The organism is Extibacter muris (genome assembly GCF_004345005.1).
Taxonomy (GTDB): Bacteria; Bacillota; Clostridia; order Lachnospirales; family Lachnospiraceae; genus Extibacter; species Extibacter muris.
On record NZ_SMMX01000006.1, the window covers coordinates 207,296 to 221,830 of the forward strand.

General features: G+C 50.8%; 16 protein-coding genes and 1 pseudogene. 1 reads left to right on the plus strand and 16 read right to left on the minus strand.

Annotated elements, in window-relative coordinates; translation table 11 throughout:
- Positions 1 to 284: 284 nt before the first annotated feature.
- The 13 genes and pseudogenes from E1963_RS09585 to E1963_RS09640 all read right to left on the minus strand — a co-directional run bounded on the left by E1963_RS09585 (position 285) and on the right by E1963_RS09640 (position 10,177).
- Entirely contained in the window at positions 285 to 431 is a 147-nt protein-coding gene (locus E1963_RS09585; RefSeq protein ID WP_132277468.1) for a helix-turn-helix domain-containing protein, read from the minus strand.
- A gap of 140 nt (positions 432 to 571) precedes the next feature.
- Complete coding sequence (locus E1963_RS09590; RefSeq protein WP_132277470.1) at positions 572 to 1,384, minus strand: DNA-3-methyladenine glycosylase family protein; 813 nt, start codon at positions 1,382 to 1,384, stop codon at positions 572 to 574.
- Positions 1,381 to 2,163: a peroxide stress protein YaaA gene (gene yaaA / locus E1963_RS09595; RefSeq protein WP_132277472.1), complete on the minus strand. Its 783-nt coding sequence runs from the start codon at positions 2,161 to 2,163 to the stop codon at positions 1,381 to 1,383. Before yaaA ends, E1963_RS09590 begins: the two co-directional genes overlap by 4 nt.
- Positions 2,164 to 2,166: 3 nt before the next feature.
- Positions 2,167 to 2,580, minus strand: a complete 414-nt coding sequence (locus E1963_RS09600; protein WP_243117658.1) for an EamA family transporter — start codon at positions 2,578 to 2,580, stop codon at positions 2,167 to 2,169.
- Positions 2,581 to 2,684: 104 nt separating this feature from the next.
- A complete protein-coding gene (locus tag E1963_RS09605; protein ID WP_132277474.1) occupies positions 2,685 to 2,939 on the minus strand; it encodes a TfoX/Sxy family protein in 255 nt (84 codons plus the stop codon).
- A gap of 87 nt (positions 2,940 to 3,026) precedes the next feature.
- Positions 3,027 to 6,239 carry a UvrD-helicase domain-containing protein gene (locus E1963_RS09610; protein ID WP_132277476.1) on the minus strand — a complete coding sequence of 1,071 codons (3,213 nt, stop codon included), beginning with the start codon at positions 6,237 to 6,239 and terminating at the stop codon, positions 3,027 to 3,029.
- A 167-nt stretch (positions 6,240 to 6,406) separates the two neighbouring features.
- A complete protein-coding gene (locus tag E1963_RS09615) occupies positions 6,407 to 7,066 on the minus strand; it encodes a YkgJ family cysteine cluster protein (protein ID WP_132277478.1) in 660 nt (219 codons plus the stop codon).
- A gap of 52 nt (positions 7,067 to 7,118) precedes the next feature.
- On the minus strand, positions 7,119 to 8,153 hold the full coding sequence (locus tag E1963_RS09620; protein ID WP_132277480.1) for a helix-turn-helix domain-containing protein: 1,035 nt from the start codon (positions 8,151 to 8,153) through the stop codon (positions 7,119 to 7,121).
- A gap of 128 nt (positions 8,154 to 8,281) precedes the next feature.
- Positions 8,282 to 8,452, minus strand: coding sequence for an EAL domain-containing protein (locus tag E1963_RS20585; protein ID WP_243117659.1), 171 nt, complete (start codon positions 8,450 to 8,452; stop codon positions 8,282 to 8,284).
- 51 nt (positions 8,453 to 8,503) lie between these two features.
- Positions 8,504 to 8,560, minus strand: a pseudogene (locus E1963_RS22645) (hypothetical protein); the annotation flags it as partial.
- Positions 8,548 to 9,033, minus strand: a complete 486-nt coding sequence (locus tag E1963_RS09630; protein WP_132277484.1) for a hypothetical protein — start codon at positions 9,031 to 9,033, stop codon at positions 8,548 to 8,550. The gene E1963_RS09630 and the pseudogene E1963_RS22645, both read right to left, overlap by 13 nt.
- Before the next feature lie 147 nt (positions 9,034 to 9,180).
- Positions 9,181 to 9,843 (minus strand): GyrI-like domain-containing protein, encoded by a 663-nt coding sequence (locus E1963_RS09635; RefSeq protein WP_132277486.1) that lies wholly within the window; start codon positions 9,841 to 9,843, stop codon positions 9,181 to 9,183.
- On the minus strand, positions 9,836 to 10,177 hold the full coding sequence (locus E1963_RS09640) for a TfoX/Sxy family protein (RefSeq protein ID WP_132277488.1): 342 nt from the start codon (positions 10,175 to 10,177) through the stop codon (positions 9,836 to 9,838). The genes E1963_RS09635 and E1963_RS09640 overlap by 8 nt, the downstream gene beginning before the upstream one ends.
- 188 nt (positions 10,178 to 10,365) lie before the next feature.
- On the opposite strand from E1963_RS09640, the gene dcm reads away from it, so the two are divergent.
- Entirely contained in the window at positions 10,366 to 11,592 is a 1,227-nt protein-coding gene (dcm, locus tag E1963_RS09645; RefSeq protein ID WP_132277490.1) for a DNA (cytosine-5-)-methyltransferase, read from the plus strand.
- A 77-nt stretch (positions 11,593 to 11,669) separates the two neighbouring features.
- On the opposite strand, the gene E1963_RS09650 is transcribed toward dcm, so the two are convergent.
- From E1963_RS09650 to E1963_RS09660, 3 genes are read right to left on the minus strand one after another with little or no spacing between them, the layout of a single operon-like run.
- On the minus strand, positions 11,670 to 13,121 hold the full coding sequence (locus E1963_RS09650; protein WP_132277492.1) for a Sau3AI family type II restriction endonuclease: 1,452 nt from the start codon (positions 13,119 to 13,121) through the stop codon (positions 11,670 to 11,672).
- Between the two features lie 14 nt (positions 13,122 to 13,135).
- A complete protein-coding gene (locus E1963_RS09655; protein WP_132277494.1) occupies positions 13,136 to 13,588 on the minus strand; it encodes a very short patch repair endonuclease in 453 nt (150 codons plus the stop codon).
- 29 nt (positions 13,589 to 13,617) lie between these two features.
- Positions 13,618 to 14,316 (minus strand): alpha/beta hydrolase, encoded by a 699-nt coding sequence (locus E1963_RS09660; RefSeq protein ID WP_132277496.1) that lies wholly within the window; start codon positions 14,314 to 14,316, stop codon positions 13,618 to 13,620.
- Positions 14,317 to 14,535 lie beyond the last annotated feature (219 nt).

Here is a 14,535-nt window from a genome sequence, read left to right on the forward strand (position 1 = left end):
AAGCAGAAATGAAATAGTATGCTGTTACACTGCATAGAAAAAGACACTCTGTTTCAAGTGTCGTTCTTCCATAACTTTGTATAACGCTCTATAAGTCGTTACATAAGGCTCTTTCATTTGTTGTAATTTTCTTCTTTTTTCTTTAGTTGTTTTGCTGATAGATACTGTATTTATGCGGACATTTCCGATTTCCTATCTATTTTTAAGATAACAAGACACTATATTCCAAATGCCATTCTCTTATACATTAGTATTTTTGCAAGCAGGCAAACACAGGTTATTTCTTAATATCTTTTTGTGTGGGAAACTCCGGTCTCCCATTTAGATACCGCCTTATTCGTTACGCCCAGATATCCGGCCAGTTCTTTCTGGGTCAGCCCCACCGCTTTCCGCCTTCTGGCAATCAGCTGCCCGGTCTTATTATAATCCATGCCTTGCCTCCTGTCTGCCGACGCCAATGTGTCCCGCCGGCTCTTGTATATCATGATAGCAGTTGCAGCGTTCTATGCAATACACGCAACGTTCCACCAGGTCTACGCAGCGTAGACTTATCTCCGCATCCGCCCCAATATCAAGGCTTTCCGTTCAATTCGTAGTAAAAGATGTACTGCTGCATCACGCCCCGGTATCCGTTATAACGCCTCTTCGGAAATCCTCTGCGGTAGTGACGCTTCAGTGCCTGGCTGATATGTGTATCCACCGGAAACGCATCCAGCTCATGCAGCGCAAACAGGCAGATACAGTCCGCCACCTTCTCACCGATTCCATATAATTTCAGCAGTTCTGCTTTCGCCTCAGGATAAGGAAGGCTCCTGATGTAATCCAAATCCGCCTCGCCGGATGTTATGGATCTGGCCGTTCGCACGACATACTTGCTCCTGTATCCAAGGTTGCATTCCTTCAAGTCATCCTCTCCGAGTTCTGCGAGCGCTTCCGGGCGTGGGAAGGCATAGTACGTGCTCCCGGACAGCGCCTCCTTTTTCTCTCCGTACTTCTCGCAGATATTGGAGATGCACTTTCGTATGCGGGTAATATTATTCTGCTGGGATATGAGGAACGATGCTGTCATCTCCCACAGATCCTGCCGCAATATCCGGATGCCGCTGCCAACCTCAGCCGCTTTCCTCAGGTACTCGTCCTTCGTGTCTATGCTCTCTATGTATGCTCCATAGTCATTACTCAAGTCAAAGTAATCTCTCCAAAATGCCTCGAACTCCTCAGCGCCGCAATAAAATGTACACCTATCCTCTTCCTGCGCAACTTCCACATACCGGTCGCCGGCTATGACAGAATATGTCCCCCCTGCCGTGCGCTCCATGCGGAAGCACTGCCCGGATACGCAGATCTGGTCGATATCAAAATTGTCTGTTCTCTTCGTAATCATGTAAGTGCTTCTTCCTTTTCTCTGGCTTCCTTTAAAAATACGAGGGTGCTGTCATCCGAATACGCTTCCTGGAAACGGTAGCCAAGCCCTTTGAACTTCCTGACCTCTTCTATGCTGCCGGCTTTGCTCTGCGCCAGGAAACGCACCATCTCTCCCCGCGCCATCTTAGCCAGCGTCCCTTTTTCTATCACCTTCCCGCCGGACCGTTCTCCGAAGACGCAGGTCACAAAGGCGATGTCCTCGCGCAGATATCTTGTTATGCACCTGCTGTATTCTTTCGAGGCCAGATTCAGGATGACCCGGTCCTTGGCTGCTATATCCTCTGCCATCGCCGCTCCCCAGTAATCATACAGGGAATCTAATTCCGGGCACCTGCTATGTCCTCCCATCCTGGCCTGCATCTCCAGCCGGTACGGGACGACTCCGTCGAAAGGACGCAGCATCCCGTAAAATGCGGACAGTATCCTCAGGTGCTCCTGGAGATAGGCAAATGCGCCTTCTTCCATGACGGCAGGCGCCATATACTGATATTGGATTCCTTCATAAGAAAGGAGGGCGGGCGTCAGGTTCTTATACAGCTCCATCTCCTGAAACCGCCTGTAGTTCAGCTTGGCTATCTTGTCGCTGCATCTCCATATCTCTTTGCACTGCTCATAGGTAAGGGACTTCATATATTCCATCAGATATTCGGTTTTGTCTATGTAAGAGGGCAGGCCGCAAGGTGCAAATGCATCGTTGTCCGCTCTCATCTTTTTTGCCGGTGATATGATAATCCTCATGTTTCATTTCCTGCTTTCTAACTTATCTTGCGTATTCACTTCATTCAGAAAGGCGAATCCTATGATCATCGCTCCCCCTGCTATCTGTGGCACGGTAATGTTCTCTCCCAGTACGAAAAAAGAGACGAGGATCGCCACCATCGGGTCGATATAGCTCAGTATCGCCGCCTGCTTTGCCTTCAGCCGCTCCCGGAAGACGGCAACGCTCAGTATGACGACCAATGTAGGGGCAAAACAATAACACAACGTAGATACCGCCACGCTTGTGTACCGGTAAGCTTCAAATAAGAGTATCCAGTTGAACGCAAGCGCGGCTCCTGAACAGAATAACATTCCTATCCGGCCTTTAAAGCTTCTGATATGTTCAAGCTTCCCGCTGGCCGCTGCCACCGCGGTGAGCATGAGAAATGCCGCCACCGCCCTCCACAGGGCTATCTCTGCGGACGGCAGATGGATATTCTTTCACGAAGGCTCCGATCGTGCCGAAGATTATCATGGACAGGATCATCTGTATCCTTGCTTTATTTTGCAGCATTATAGAATTCCTTAAGCTCCGCCTTGACCTCCGGGGGCAAGTCACGCTTCTTCATGCCCCTGACAGCCCCTTCAAGCCCATGCAGCCTCTGGATGCAGGCCGAGTCATCTATCGCCTTAATCTTAAGCCAGGCCTGCTTGCTGCCTGTCTCTCTGAGCTGTTTGGCCGTCGTAATCCCAACTTCATTCAGCTGCTGTTCTACTACCGGACCTATGTTCGGCAGACTAGATAATTCACCCATACTTGTACCTCCTGTCATTATATTGCTGTTTCCATTATACATTATACATCATACGTCCCCTGTCCTCCACCAGAAATATTCTCCATGCTAAAAGTCGAACAGGCTCATCTGATGACCTGCCACCTCTTTCTTCTTTTTGTGAACCTGTTCTCTTGTAAATATACGGTCTGGCATGCCTTTTACAAATACGGACTCCTCTCCCGACGAAGTCAGTATGAGCTCTTCTTCGGCTCTGGTCATACCGACGTAGAACAGCCGCCGCTCTTCTTCCATGTCAGCCTCGTACCGTTCGCTTTCAAGCGGCATCTTCCCCTTTCGCACGCCAAAGATAAATGTAACCGGATACTCCAGCCCCTTGGAGCCGTGCAGCGTCATAAGCGTGACCGCTCCGGAAGTGTACTGCCTGCCCCCGCAGCGCTTCAGGTCGCTTTCCACCCCAAGGCTGAGTGCATCCGATAGTTCTCCCATATCTTTATAGAATACGGCCATCTGCGACAGCTTCTTCATCGCCAGATTGTCCGGAGCCTGTATCTCCTGCATCCACAGCTTGAGAAACTTCTGCGGCTTTTCCTTTGCATAGAGCGGCCGGTACTTCTCTGCCATACGCCCGAACACCTCTTCCGACACCGGATTCCGGTCCAGGTTCCACAGTATCTTCAGGCTCTGCTCTTTGGCATGCCGGTCAAGTTCATCTGCGAGATACCGGAAAAAGTGGAGGCTTCCCCGGACGATGTCCTCTTGAAGGAACGACTCTCTCCCTGCGACGACATACGGAATGCCTTCCCTCTTCAGGCATGTCTCCAGCAGCTCCGCGTCCTGGTGCGTCCGGTAGAGGACGGCGATATCGTCGAACGCCCTTATCTTCCTCTCCCCCTGGTCATGTGCCGCCTCGTGGGCTTCAAGCATCCCGATGCCCCCTGCCAGCCGGTTAATCTCCTTCGCCACAAATATAGCCTCTCCCATCGGCGATTCTGCACCGGCAAGCCGTACGATCGTGCCTCCTTCCCGGTTGGCATGCAGCGTGCGCGCATGGCCGGGATTGCCGGAAATGACGTGAAGCGCTGATGATACGATTTCCGACGTGGACCGGTAATTCTCCGTGAGCCGGATCGTCTCTAATCCGGGATAGTCATCCCCAAGCCTTGCAAAGCACCTTGCGTCCGCACCTCTGAATCCATAGATAGACTGGTCCGGGTCCCCGATGACGAACAGCTCTCTCCCGTTCTCATTCCACGCCTTCACAAGCCTGTACTGCAGCGGATTGATGTCCTGGAACTCATCTACGAACAGATAAGCATAGCTCTTCTGCCAGCCGTCCGCCGCCTTGCCCTCGAGAAGCCGCAACGTCTCAAGCAGCAGGTCGTCAAAGTCAAAAAGCCCCCTCTCTCTGAGCAGCCGATTGTATACCTTTACTTCCGGACTCAGCTCCTCCTCCGGCAGCCCTCTTGACTTTTCCATGGACGCCTGGGCCGCCAGCTTCTTGCCCGTTATACGGATACCGGCCTCCTTCGCCGCTTCACCGGCAATCTCTCTCGCCTCTGTCTCATCCACGATTGAAAACGTGAGCCCCTGCTCCTTCAGGAAGGCAAGGCAGATAGCATGGAAGGTGCCTGTCTTAAGCCTGCCGATCCGCCGCCTGCTGCCAGCCTCCCTCTGTATCCTCTCCTTCAGTTCACGGGCCGCCTCGTTCGTAAAGGTTACTGCCGTTATCTCAGACGGCTTTACTTTTCTCTGCTCCAACAGGTACAGGATACGGGCGGCAAGCGTCCTCGTCTTGCCCGTCCCCGGCCCGGCAACGACAGCAATGGTACGTGCCGGACAGATCATGGCATGTTCCTGCTCTTTATTGAGCCCGCTTCCTACCGCCCCCTTTGCCTCTGTCCTCTGCCCTTTTGTCTGCTGCTCCTTCATCTTTATCTCTACCGGCTCTTTGTCCCTCTTCTCCTTTGGTTCCTTCTCCTGTCGAACAGTATCATTCACCATCGCAGCCTTTCCAGCCGCATCTGCACTGCCCCTGCCCATGCCGAGCAGGTCAAAGAAGTCCATCTGTCCGCTTGTCTCTTCTATCTCGCGAGGCTCAAACAGCCGGATCGTCCCATATTCCCCGTCGAATCCCGGCACACGGCCAACCTTCCCCTCACGGAGCCTTCGGATTCCTTCCGCAATCAGGGCACCGGACGTGCCACGTATCTCTTCTACCGGTACTGCCCTCAATATGTCGAACTCCGTCCCGAGCCGCTTCAGCATACGGATATATTCCTTCTGCACGCCCGCGCTGGCGGGAGCATGTCCTACCGAAGCTCCGATTACTTCCGGCAGGGGCACCAGGCTTTCAAACCCCGCGGCGTCTGCCTTGACATAGCCTTCCTCCCGGTCTGAAAGCTGTTCCACCCTGTGGGATACGCCGATGGTAATCTTCTTTCCACATACGGGGCATACTCCGTGATATCTTTCCGTATCTGCAGGTGTCAGGCAGAGGCTGCATTTTCTGTGTCCGTCAAAATGGTACTTCCCCTCCTCGGGAAAGAATTCTATCGTACCATACAGCCCCTTTCCATACTGGACAGCATCTCTGAGCCCGGGATAAGACAGCGTGATATCGAGCAGATTGGCTTCCCTCCCGAGCTTTGCCGGAGAATGGGCGTCTGAATTGGAGATAAGCTGGTACTTATCCAGTGCAGAAACACGCCAGTTCATAGGCGGGTCGGAGGACAGCCCTGTCTCCATGGCGTGTATGTAAGGCGACAGGTCCCCAAAACATTCCTCCACCGTGTCGAATCCTGAGAAGGCTCCGAACAGGGAAAAATGCGGCGTCCAGATATGCGCAGGTACAAAGATGGCGTCGGGGCAAAGCTCCAGAACGATTTCCAGCAGATCATGACAGTCCAGCCCAAGAATGGGCCTGCCGTCGGAATGGATATTGCCGATGGCTTCCAGCTTCCCCGCTATCACCTCCGCGGCTTCAAGTCCCGGAAGCAGTATCAGGCTATGCACTTTCCGGACGCGGTCCCCCTTCTTATATATGGAGCTTATCTCCCCGGTAATGATAAAGCGGGGCGCCGGACCACCTGTGTCCAATCCGTCTTCTATACGATATTCGTGCTTCAGGACATACAGCCCCTCTTCGGCAGGCACGAGCTTTTCCTCCAGCTCTTTCCTCCATGCCGGATGTGTAAAATCCCCGGTGCCTACGATGTGGATGCCTTTCCGCCTGGCCCATAGATCCAGATGTTCCGGAGTACAGTCTTTGCTCGTGGCTCTTGAGTAACGGGAATGGATGTGCAGATCTGCTATGTACATAGTAACACCTCTTTACGTAATTTATCTGATTGACACTATTATAGCATGGACAGGGGAATCCGTAAGATGATTCGTTCCATATATTTACAATTTTCGACAGATAAAGACATAAAAAAGGACGTGGCTGCTGCCCCACGTCCTTTACATCCTGTGTTCTGCTATCTGCATCAGATGCCAAGCTTTTCTCTCGCCTGGCTGAGCCTGGTGTAAAATTCTTGATAGAAATCTTCGGTCTTGTAACCTAACTGATAGAACGTCTTCAGCACAAACAGGTTAAGGATACGCGCCTGTTCTTCATCGAGCGTTCCCGCGGCCTCCTGGCAGCCTGTCAGAAATCCGTGCCAGTCTGTTATGTATTGTTCGTATGCCTTAAGGTCCGGCGTGTCGAGCCATTTTCTTACCTTAGTCTTTCCCCTGTCCTTCTTCCTGCACTCGTGGATCTGGAGGAAATACCGGAACCCATCTTCCTCATAGTACCGGCCAAGCGGGAACAGACGGCATAGGCCAGGGCGGAAAGGATGGATGCTGCATCTGCCCCTGGCATCGAGAAACGCGCAGGCTTCTTCCTTCCCGTCCATCTTCAGATTCGGCACAATCATGCCGTCCTCTGCATGGAGTTCTATATGCCGCTCCATCAGTCCGTCAAAGCTTACGGACAGCCCTTTACACAGCCTCTGAATGTCAAGCGGGTCCAACACGATGGAGCTCCCCATCCCGCGGCAGCAGGCAGAACACCCTTCGCAGTTATAGCAGTCTGCCCGTACCATGTCATTGGACGAATACAGTCTCCCGTCTGATATATCCTTTAAGTCTACCTTACGTTTCATCTCGTCCAGCACCCCTGTCCGTTCCGCCTCCGGCGGATATTATCATGTTCCATTATTCCGAGTCCCTAAGAAAAGCATATCTTCCGTCATGCTCTACTGTGGATTCTACTGTGGATAGGAGCATCTCCCTCATTCTGGAGCCAAGCCCCTCTTCCCCTGCCCTCTTCCTCATGTGCCTGTACAGCGGGGAAGCGGTGTAATCCCACCCGTCTGTCACCGATGCAAGCATGGATCCGAGTGTTTTCAGGCAGTTGTCCCTGTCCTCCATATGTGTGTACAGCTCGAGCCACGGCAGCTGCGCCGTATATTCCCACATGTCCAGGGCACGGGCCGTACGCTCGGCAGCCTCTGCCAGATATCGGGCGTCTTCTGTCCGGCCTTCCCTGAATGCTATCTCAATGAGGGTGACAAGCACCATGCTCAGGCTGCTGGCGGCAAGCATCAGCTTCCTCTCTTCCATCTCCCCCGCATCCGCAAGCTGATTGCGTGCAAGGCAGAGATTCGCCTGCATCTGCCTTTTATCATAAGCCGGTTCGTCGGGCAGCCTGTCAATCAATGCCTCTGCCCTGTCGTAATCTCCCCGCCCCATATATCTTGAGGCGAGCATGTACCGCGCCTGGCTGCAGACGGCAGGATCTTCGCTTTCAGCTGCCTTTTCATACAGCCGTTCTATCTCTTCTTCATAACGTTCTGCCGCCTCCCGGTCTCCGTTCATGACCAGTGCGCCGCTCAATGCCATAACTCCATTCAGCACAAGCATGTCGCTGCCGGGATACTCCCTTATCTTTTCCATCAGAAAGGCATAGGCTGCTTCAAATCCGCTGTCAAAGAATATATCCGTCAGCCTATTGATTAGCGAGGCTGCTTCAGCCTCCGCCAGCTTTTTGTGGAAAGACAGCAGCGTGTTGACGTCCGTGTCCAGATATCTCGCCAGCACCGGGAGCATCGTGACATCGGGGCAGCTCACGCCATTCTCCCACTTTGATACCGCCGCGACAGACACCCCCACCGCGGCCGCCATCTGTTCCTGCGTATAGCACTGTACTTTTCGTAACTGTTGTATTGTTCTTCCTAATTCTTCTTTCATGCATCCACCTCCGCTGTTCTGCCTGTTATATTTATTTTACAGCAAAGGCGGGTACATCCACAATGGACGTGTATTCAACTGAAGGGGGCATTTTTTCAACTATCCTTCAATATTGTACATGCCCAATGCTAAACAGCCTTTCCCGACTGCCTGTCCAGTTCTGCAGCAAACTCTTCCGCCGGCATCGGCTTATAGTAGTAATAGCCTTGTATATAGTCGCAGCCGCACTCTTTCAGGAAGGCAACCTGGCTCTCCGTCTCAATCCCTTCCGCTACCGCCTTGATGTTCAGCCGGCACACTGTCTCGAATACATACTGATCCAGCTTTCTTATGCTGTGGTTCTTTTCAAACAGGGTGATAAATTCTCCCGGAGTAATGAACTCTCCGTCAGCGTTTATCCAACGTATAAGTGCTTCGGCTCCTTCTGCGCGTCCGCATAGAAGCGCTCTGTTGTCAAAGCACCTGTAAGCTTGTCACGTCCCGCCATATCCGCCAGCGTCTCCGTTTTTTTACGGAGCCTGAAATATTCCCGTACATAATATCCGATTATGATTATGCCGATCAGAAAGCAGAATACACCCATGACAATCAGCTGCCTGGCCAGAGATGCGGAACGCATTACGAAATACTTTTCTATGGAAAATACTGTATCGTTTGCAATATCAAACAGCGCGTCGCTTGACTTAAGGAGCGTATCTTTATCGTTCCCCTTCCTCACTTCGGCTATTTCCGCCTTAATCTGTTCCCATCTTCCGCCCAGCTTCTCCAGATTATCATTAAACGCTCCGTAGCCGGTCCTCTCAAGCCCATATTCGCCTTCTCCGGTCAGAAGCTCGTCCATGATGCTGCTCACATAATTTATGAGATTATCATCCGGCATATCGTTCTTGCTCCACATCTGCCCTCAAAATCATAGTTTGTTATATCAATGCAAAACTCTATACACATTCTATCACAAAACCAACAGATGTGGACATATTTTACCGTCTATTTTTCAGGATATCTTTTACAGCAGAAAATAGCGGTATCACGCTTTCCTGACCGGATGCCGGATTACGGTCCGCAGCCGTTCCGGCTTCGTCCGCCTCGGGTCTCCGAGATAGATTTCGTGGTGGCGGCGTTCTTCCCCTATGTCACATATATATCCGCTTTCCTCGGTGAACCGTCCCAGCTTCTCTATCGTAGCCGGTTCATCGTCGTACGGGCCGATGTGCATGACCTGGCAGCAGAGGCCTTCCGTGTATGTCACGAGCCTCGTGGATGAAAGGTCGATGTCCGGATTCTTCTTCCTCAGATTCTCTTTTGCCCATTCAAATACGTCCGGTGTGACAAATTCAGGCTGCCGGATCATCGATATCCACTGGAACTTGTCCTTTTGTCCGGCCAGACCCGTGGTCCCCAGATATTTATCTCCTTCCATCCACCAGAGTCCTTCCAGCGGCGGCACGACATATTCAAAATATCCCTTTGGCTGGCTGCCGCTCATCTTGCTCATCTTGATGCCAAAGGACAGGCCGTATAATACTTCCAGCGCATTCTTATAGCTGTCGGCCGTATTCGGATCCCCCTCCCCTTCTACCTGTATGAAAATCATCTCCGGCACATCGATGACCATGGGCTTTGTCTTGGGAAGATACAGGTCCTTATATTCCTTTTTGTAATCCAGTTTTGTCGCCTTCTCTTTATCCATTCTTTTTCCTTTCCGCCTTTTTCTTTTTCGGCTTTGGCTCGGGCAGTTCCTTATACGTCTCTGCCGCCAACATGCAAAGACGCTCCCTGCCATCAATGTCTTCTACGAGAAAATATGGTTTCGCTCCCTCGTAAGGCGGCGCCTCCTCCAGTTCCGGCCAGAAACTACGCCCGGCTTCTGTAATCTTGACGAAGAGCTGGTCGTCACAGATCAGGGCAAATATCTTCCCGTTACAGTACATACCGTACTCCCCGAACATCTTCCGGTAAGTGATCTCGCCCGCACCCGAGAGCTGGTCCGCGATATACTCTACAAATTCTTTGCTTGATGCCATCTTCAATCCCCCTTATCTTGTCTGTGGTAACAGAATAGCATGTGAATCACGACATCTGTATGTCATGATTATAAATATGCTTTGTCCGTTATGCAACCCTCTAATTTTATACAGTATGATTTGCCGCTTGTTTTATTTCTCCACCTACTTTATAATATAATAGATTCTGAACAGAAAGGATTGTTTATATGAAAGTATGCGAACTATTCGCAGGTGTCGGCGGTTTCCGGTATGGGCTGGAGCGTTATTCCGATGAGTTTGAAACCGTGTTCTTCAACCAGTGGGAACCTTCTTATAAAAGCCAATTTGCATATGAGTGCTATATAAAGCACTATCCGTTAGATACCATCGCCGAAGACCTGCGTCCGTACACCAACCTTGATATACATCAGGTCCCCAAGGACAAGCTGCCGGACTTTGACCTGCTTGTAGGGGGATTCCCCTGCCAGAATTATTCCGTGGCAGGGCCTAAATCTTCAAAAGGCATAGAGGGAACAAAGGGAATCCTCTGGTGGGACATCCGGTCGACTCTGGAGGCAAAATCTCCTTCCTATGTCCTGCTCGAAAATGTAGACAGGCTGCTGAAATCACCTGCCTCGCAGAGAGGGCGCGACTTCGGCGTCATCCTGAAATGCTTCGATGAACTGGACTATGATGTCCAATGGCGGGTCATCAATGCCGCTGAATATGGAAAGCCGCAGAAAAGGCGCCGTACGTTTATCTTCGCGTATAAGAATCATTTAAGATATGCCGGGGAAAACCCTGATTTTTTTGGCAGCATTTTCCCCTGTACCTATGAGGAAAAGACGTGTAAGCAGGCTACGGTAAGAGATCTTGACATCTCACAGATCAGTGAATCTTTTGCTTTCACGTTTGAAACGGCCGGCCATATGGCAGACGGTATCATCACGACGAAAAAGGCGGCTGCGGTGAAAGCCGATAATGACCGCATCCTCGGCTCTATACTCGTGCCCGCACCAGACGACAGTTATAATATCAAAAACGAAGCTCCGTGGATCGAAGCAAAGCAGTCCAAGAAAAAGGAACGGACGACAAAGGAAGGATTTACCTATATCTTTTCTGAGGGTACCTGCCCGTATCCTGATAACGAGTCCGTTCCCGCCAGGACAATGCTGACAAGCGAAGGTTCCGTGAACCGGTCCTCCCATGTCGTACTGGATCCGGCCACGGGACAGAAGCGGATCCTGCTCCCCCTGGAAGCAGAACGTATCCAGACCTTCCCTGACAACTGGACGAAGCATGGCATACAGATGCTCGAGGATGGCAATACGGTAGAGACGACCTTAAGCAACCGGCAGCGCTACTTCCTGATGGGAAATGCACTTGTCACAGAACTTGTCACAGATATGGCACCGGAAATCCTAAGAATATACCATGAAGGTATCGTACATTAAACGCAGGCGAAGCGGTCCGGCCCATATGGGCCGGACCGCTTCGCCGTACACCGCCGGATAACCTTAAGCTTACCCGGCTAAACTTCCAGCTGCTCCAGCAGATAGCTATTGTTGATCCAAAAGCTCTGCCTTGTCATGTACTCGCCGCTTGGAAGCTCATCCGCGTCTCTGTCGATATTGCCCGAGACAAATCCGTCCAGCTTATATGCGCTTTTCGCCGCATGAGGCCTGACATGGATAATCCGGTTGTCCTTCTTGGCGGGAAGGTTATTGTGGATGATATGTCCCGTTTTCGTAGGTGATATATGAAAGCTCACACCGTTTATAATTCTTTCTTTCACCCTTTCCCATCCGTCTCTGACTGTTTCGTTCAAATCACGGTACGGCATGTTCCAGAACTGGCACTTATGCAGGCAGTACACATCTCCTGCCTTTTTAAAGATGACGAACAAAAACCTCGTCTCGTCAAAATACCTGAATACATCCGATTCTTCCCACGTCTGCGCGGCCAGCTCCTTAGATTTAAAAGGAGGAAAAGACATGCTCTCTTTTATCGTATTGTTTTCTTCCAGGCGTATCACCTTGACTGCGACGTTCGCCTTCTGGAATTCTTCTGCGTGGTTCCCTCTGATGCCAAGCATCCGGTACGCCAGATCATACCACTGCGCCTTATTATTGTTATATTCTCTGCCGTACAGGTCGCACAGCTCTTTGTCACTTGCTCCATAATGACGTGCAACGCGGGACGTGATGACCTCTTCAAAGGTTCTTCCTGCCAGTTCCTCTGCATCACGAATCAGTGGCTCATATGTGGTCCTTCCCGGCATGATATACGTGTGCAGTATATAATCCATGTACTGCCTCTTGAAGCAGAATGCCCTTTTTCTTGCCGGCGTATATGGCGGATAGAACTGGGGACGCATGCTGGAAGCTGCCGTCGCACCTTTCGTACATGCCCCGAGATAGAGCGTATCGCTCTCGCTGAGCTCATCGGCTTTTCCCGCTTCCATCTTCTGGATGATCCTGTTATAGTCCTGCACGATGATCGGCATATCCTGCCGGGCCGGTGATACCATATCTGCAAATGTAATCTTATACAGCGTATTGTACGCCAGCTTTTTATCTCTCTCGTAATATACGAGCAGGATTCTGCGGCACTTCTCCCACACGTGAGACTTATAAAAATCTTTTTCCACAGGACCCTCGTAGGAAATCATCGTCAGGACAAGGCGCTCTCCTGCAGATATGCTGCCGTTCTTCAGCACATCATAACAGGTGACTTTCAGCTCGACTCCCGCCTCCGGGAAGTCGGCTTCCTGGTCGCTGTTCGCCTTATAACCGAAGTATTTCTCCTCCAGCAGGTTCCCCAGCTTTCCCTTCTGGTTCGGGTTGCTGTAATCAATCTTGCTGTCCTTCACGGCAAAGTCCAGATACCGGCTTTCCTCCAGTACCTGGCGGAACGTCTTGCCTGTCAGTCCCTTAGCGTAGGCCTCTATAGAGGCAGGATCCGTCTTATCATATGGCAGCATAGCTTATCCCTTTCTCACATTTCATCCAGTTCAATATCTTGTAAACGGTCTTCAAATATGGTCTCTTCAATTACTTTTATACATTCATCCGTATTTTTGAGAATATCTTTTCCCCAGAAATGTATCACCGTCCAACCCATGAACAGCAGCTTTTTGTCCACCTCGTCGTCCCTTTCCATATTTCTGGATATTTTCCTGACCCAGTAGCCAGGATTATTCCCTCTCTCAAGCTTCGGCCGAAGAACGAGCCAGTCCTTTCCGTGGAAGAACTCGCTGTCACAGAAGATGCAGATATGATATTTCGTGAGGACGATATCAGGAGAGCCTGGAAGCCCCTTATAATTCTTCCGGTATCTGTATCCCCTGTTCCACAGCGCTTTTCTGAGCTTCACTTCGATACTGGTGTCTTGCCGGTGGATACGGCTCATCGTCTTGCTCCGCTGCTCCTTCGTCATAACATCCGTCATTACTATCACCAACCTTCATTTGGCAGAACTTACAGCCTGCGTCCCAGCCAGTCTCTGTAATACGCCAGCTCTTCCTCCGTGTGGAACCAGTGCTCTCCTCCCGGCTGTACTTCCAGATGGCATTCATTCTTTTCAGCAAACGCACTGACGTATTCATATTCGCAGATATTGTCATGTTCTCCGTACAGGATAGATGTGGGATGGTTCCATGACAGGACCGGGTGTTCTCTAACATAACAGTAGTAATCCCAGATAAGCGGTTCAAAGGGCGTCTCTATTACCTTCTCTTCCCGCAGCCGTTCCTCAGATACTTGAAACTGCTTCATCGTGTTTTGAATCACACGTTCCATATCCGTCACCGGAGATAAGAACAGTGCATGTTCTATCTTCTCCTGCCCGTACGCCAGAAGGCTGAAGTAAGCACCCATGCTGCATCCGAAAATGCTTATATGGTCTGCCCTCTTCCTTGCGTACTCCATAACCTGTGCCAGTTCCCGCACGCACTGCTGCACCATGCAATGTTCTGTCTCATATACGCGCTCGCCATGCCGGGGGAAATCAAAGCTTAACACCTGATACCCCAAGATCTGCGCTTCCTCTGCCAGTATCCATATGCAGTCATCGATTTTAGACGAATGGCTTCCATGAGCCGCTATCATCCACTTGCTGCTTTCTTTTCCCCACAGAATCGCAGGGATACCATCTATTCTTAATTTCTCTGTTATCATGTCTTTCTCCTTTAAAGCGGAGATATCCTCCGCACCCAACCATTGTTCCTATGCATTATCATCATATAGCCTCCTTGTATAATGTATTTAGGTTGTTCAAGGGATACCTATAAACCCTTAGACCTACTTCTTTACATCTCCAGTCTGATAGGAGATAATTGTTTTATTAGATTGAGGGGATGATCGTTGCCTCCTTGGGCGTTTCTGCCCGTTCTTGAA

Coding starts and splice junctions, on each gene's coding strand:
- dcm (WP_132277490.1), top strand. CDS start 10,366: ATGAAAGTATGCGAACTATTCGCAGGTGTCGGCGGTTTCCGGTATGGG.
- E1963_RS09590 (WP_132277470.1), bottom strand. CDS start 1,384: ATGATTACGAAGAGAACAGACAATTTTGATATCGACCAGATCTGCGTA.
- E1963_RS09610 (WP_132277476.1), bottom strand. CDS start 6,239: ATGTACATAGCAGATCTGCACATCCATTCCCGTTACTCAAGAGCCACG.
- E1963_RS09605 (WP_132277474.1), bottom strand. CDS start 2,939: ATGGGTGAATTATCTAGTCTGCCGAACATAGGTCCGGTAGTAGAACAG.
- E1963_RS09630 (WP_132277484.1), bottom strand. CDS start 9,033: ATGCCGGATGATAATCTCATAAATTATGTGAGCAGCATCATGGACGAG.
- E1963_RS09660 (WP_132277496.1), bottom strand. CDS start 14,316: ATGATAACAGAGAAATTAAGAATAGATGGTATCCCTGCGATTCTGTGG.
- E1963_RS09655 (WP_132277494.1), bottom strand. CDS start 13,588: ATGACGGATGTTATGACGAAGGAGCAGCGGAGCAAGACGATGAGCCGT.
- yaaA (WP_132277472.1), bottom strand. CDS start 2,163: ATGAGGATTATCATATCACCGGCAAAAAAGATGAGAGCGGACAACGAT.
- E1963_RS09615 (WP_132277478.1), bottom strand. CDS start 7,066: ATGAAACGTAAGGTAGACTTAAAGGATATATCAGACGGGAGACTGTAT.
- E1963_RS09585 (WP_132277468.1), bottom strand. CDS start 431: ATGGATTATAATAAGACCGGGCAGCTGATTGCCAGAAGGCGGAAAGCG.
- E1963_RS09650 (WP_132277492.1), bottom strand. CDS start 13,121: ATGCTGCCATATGATAAGACGGATCCTGCCTCTATAGAGGCCTACGCT.
- E1963_RS09640 (WP_132277488.1), bottom strand. CDS start 10,177: ATGGCATCAAGCAAAGAATTTGTAGAGTATATCGCGGACCAGCTCTCG.
- E1963_RS09620 (WP_132277480.1), bottom strand. CDS start 8,153: ATGAAAGAAGAATTAGGAAGAACAATACAACAGTTACGAAAAGTACAG.
- E1963_RS09635 (WP_132277486.1), bottom strand. CDS start 9,843: ATGGATAAAGAGAAGGCGACAAAACTGGATTACAAAAAGGAATATAAG.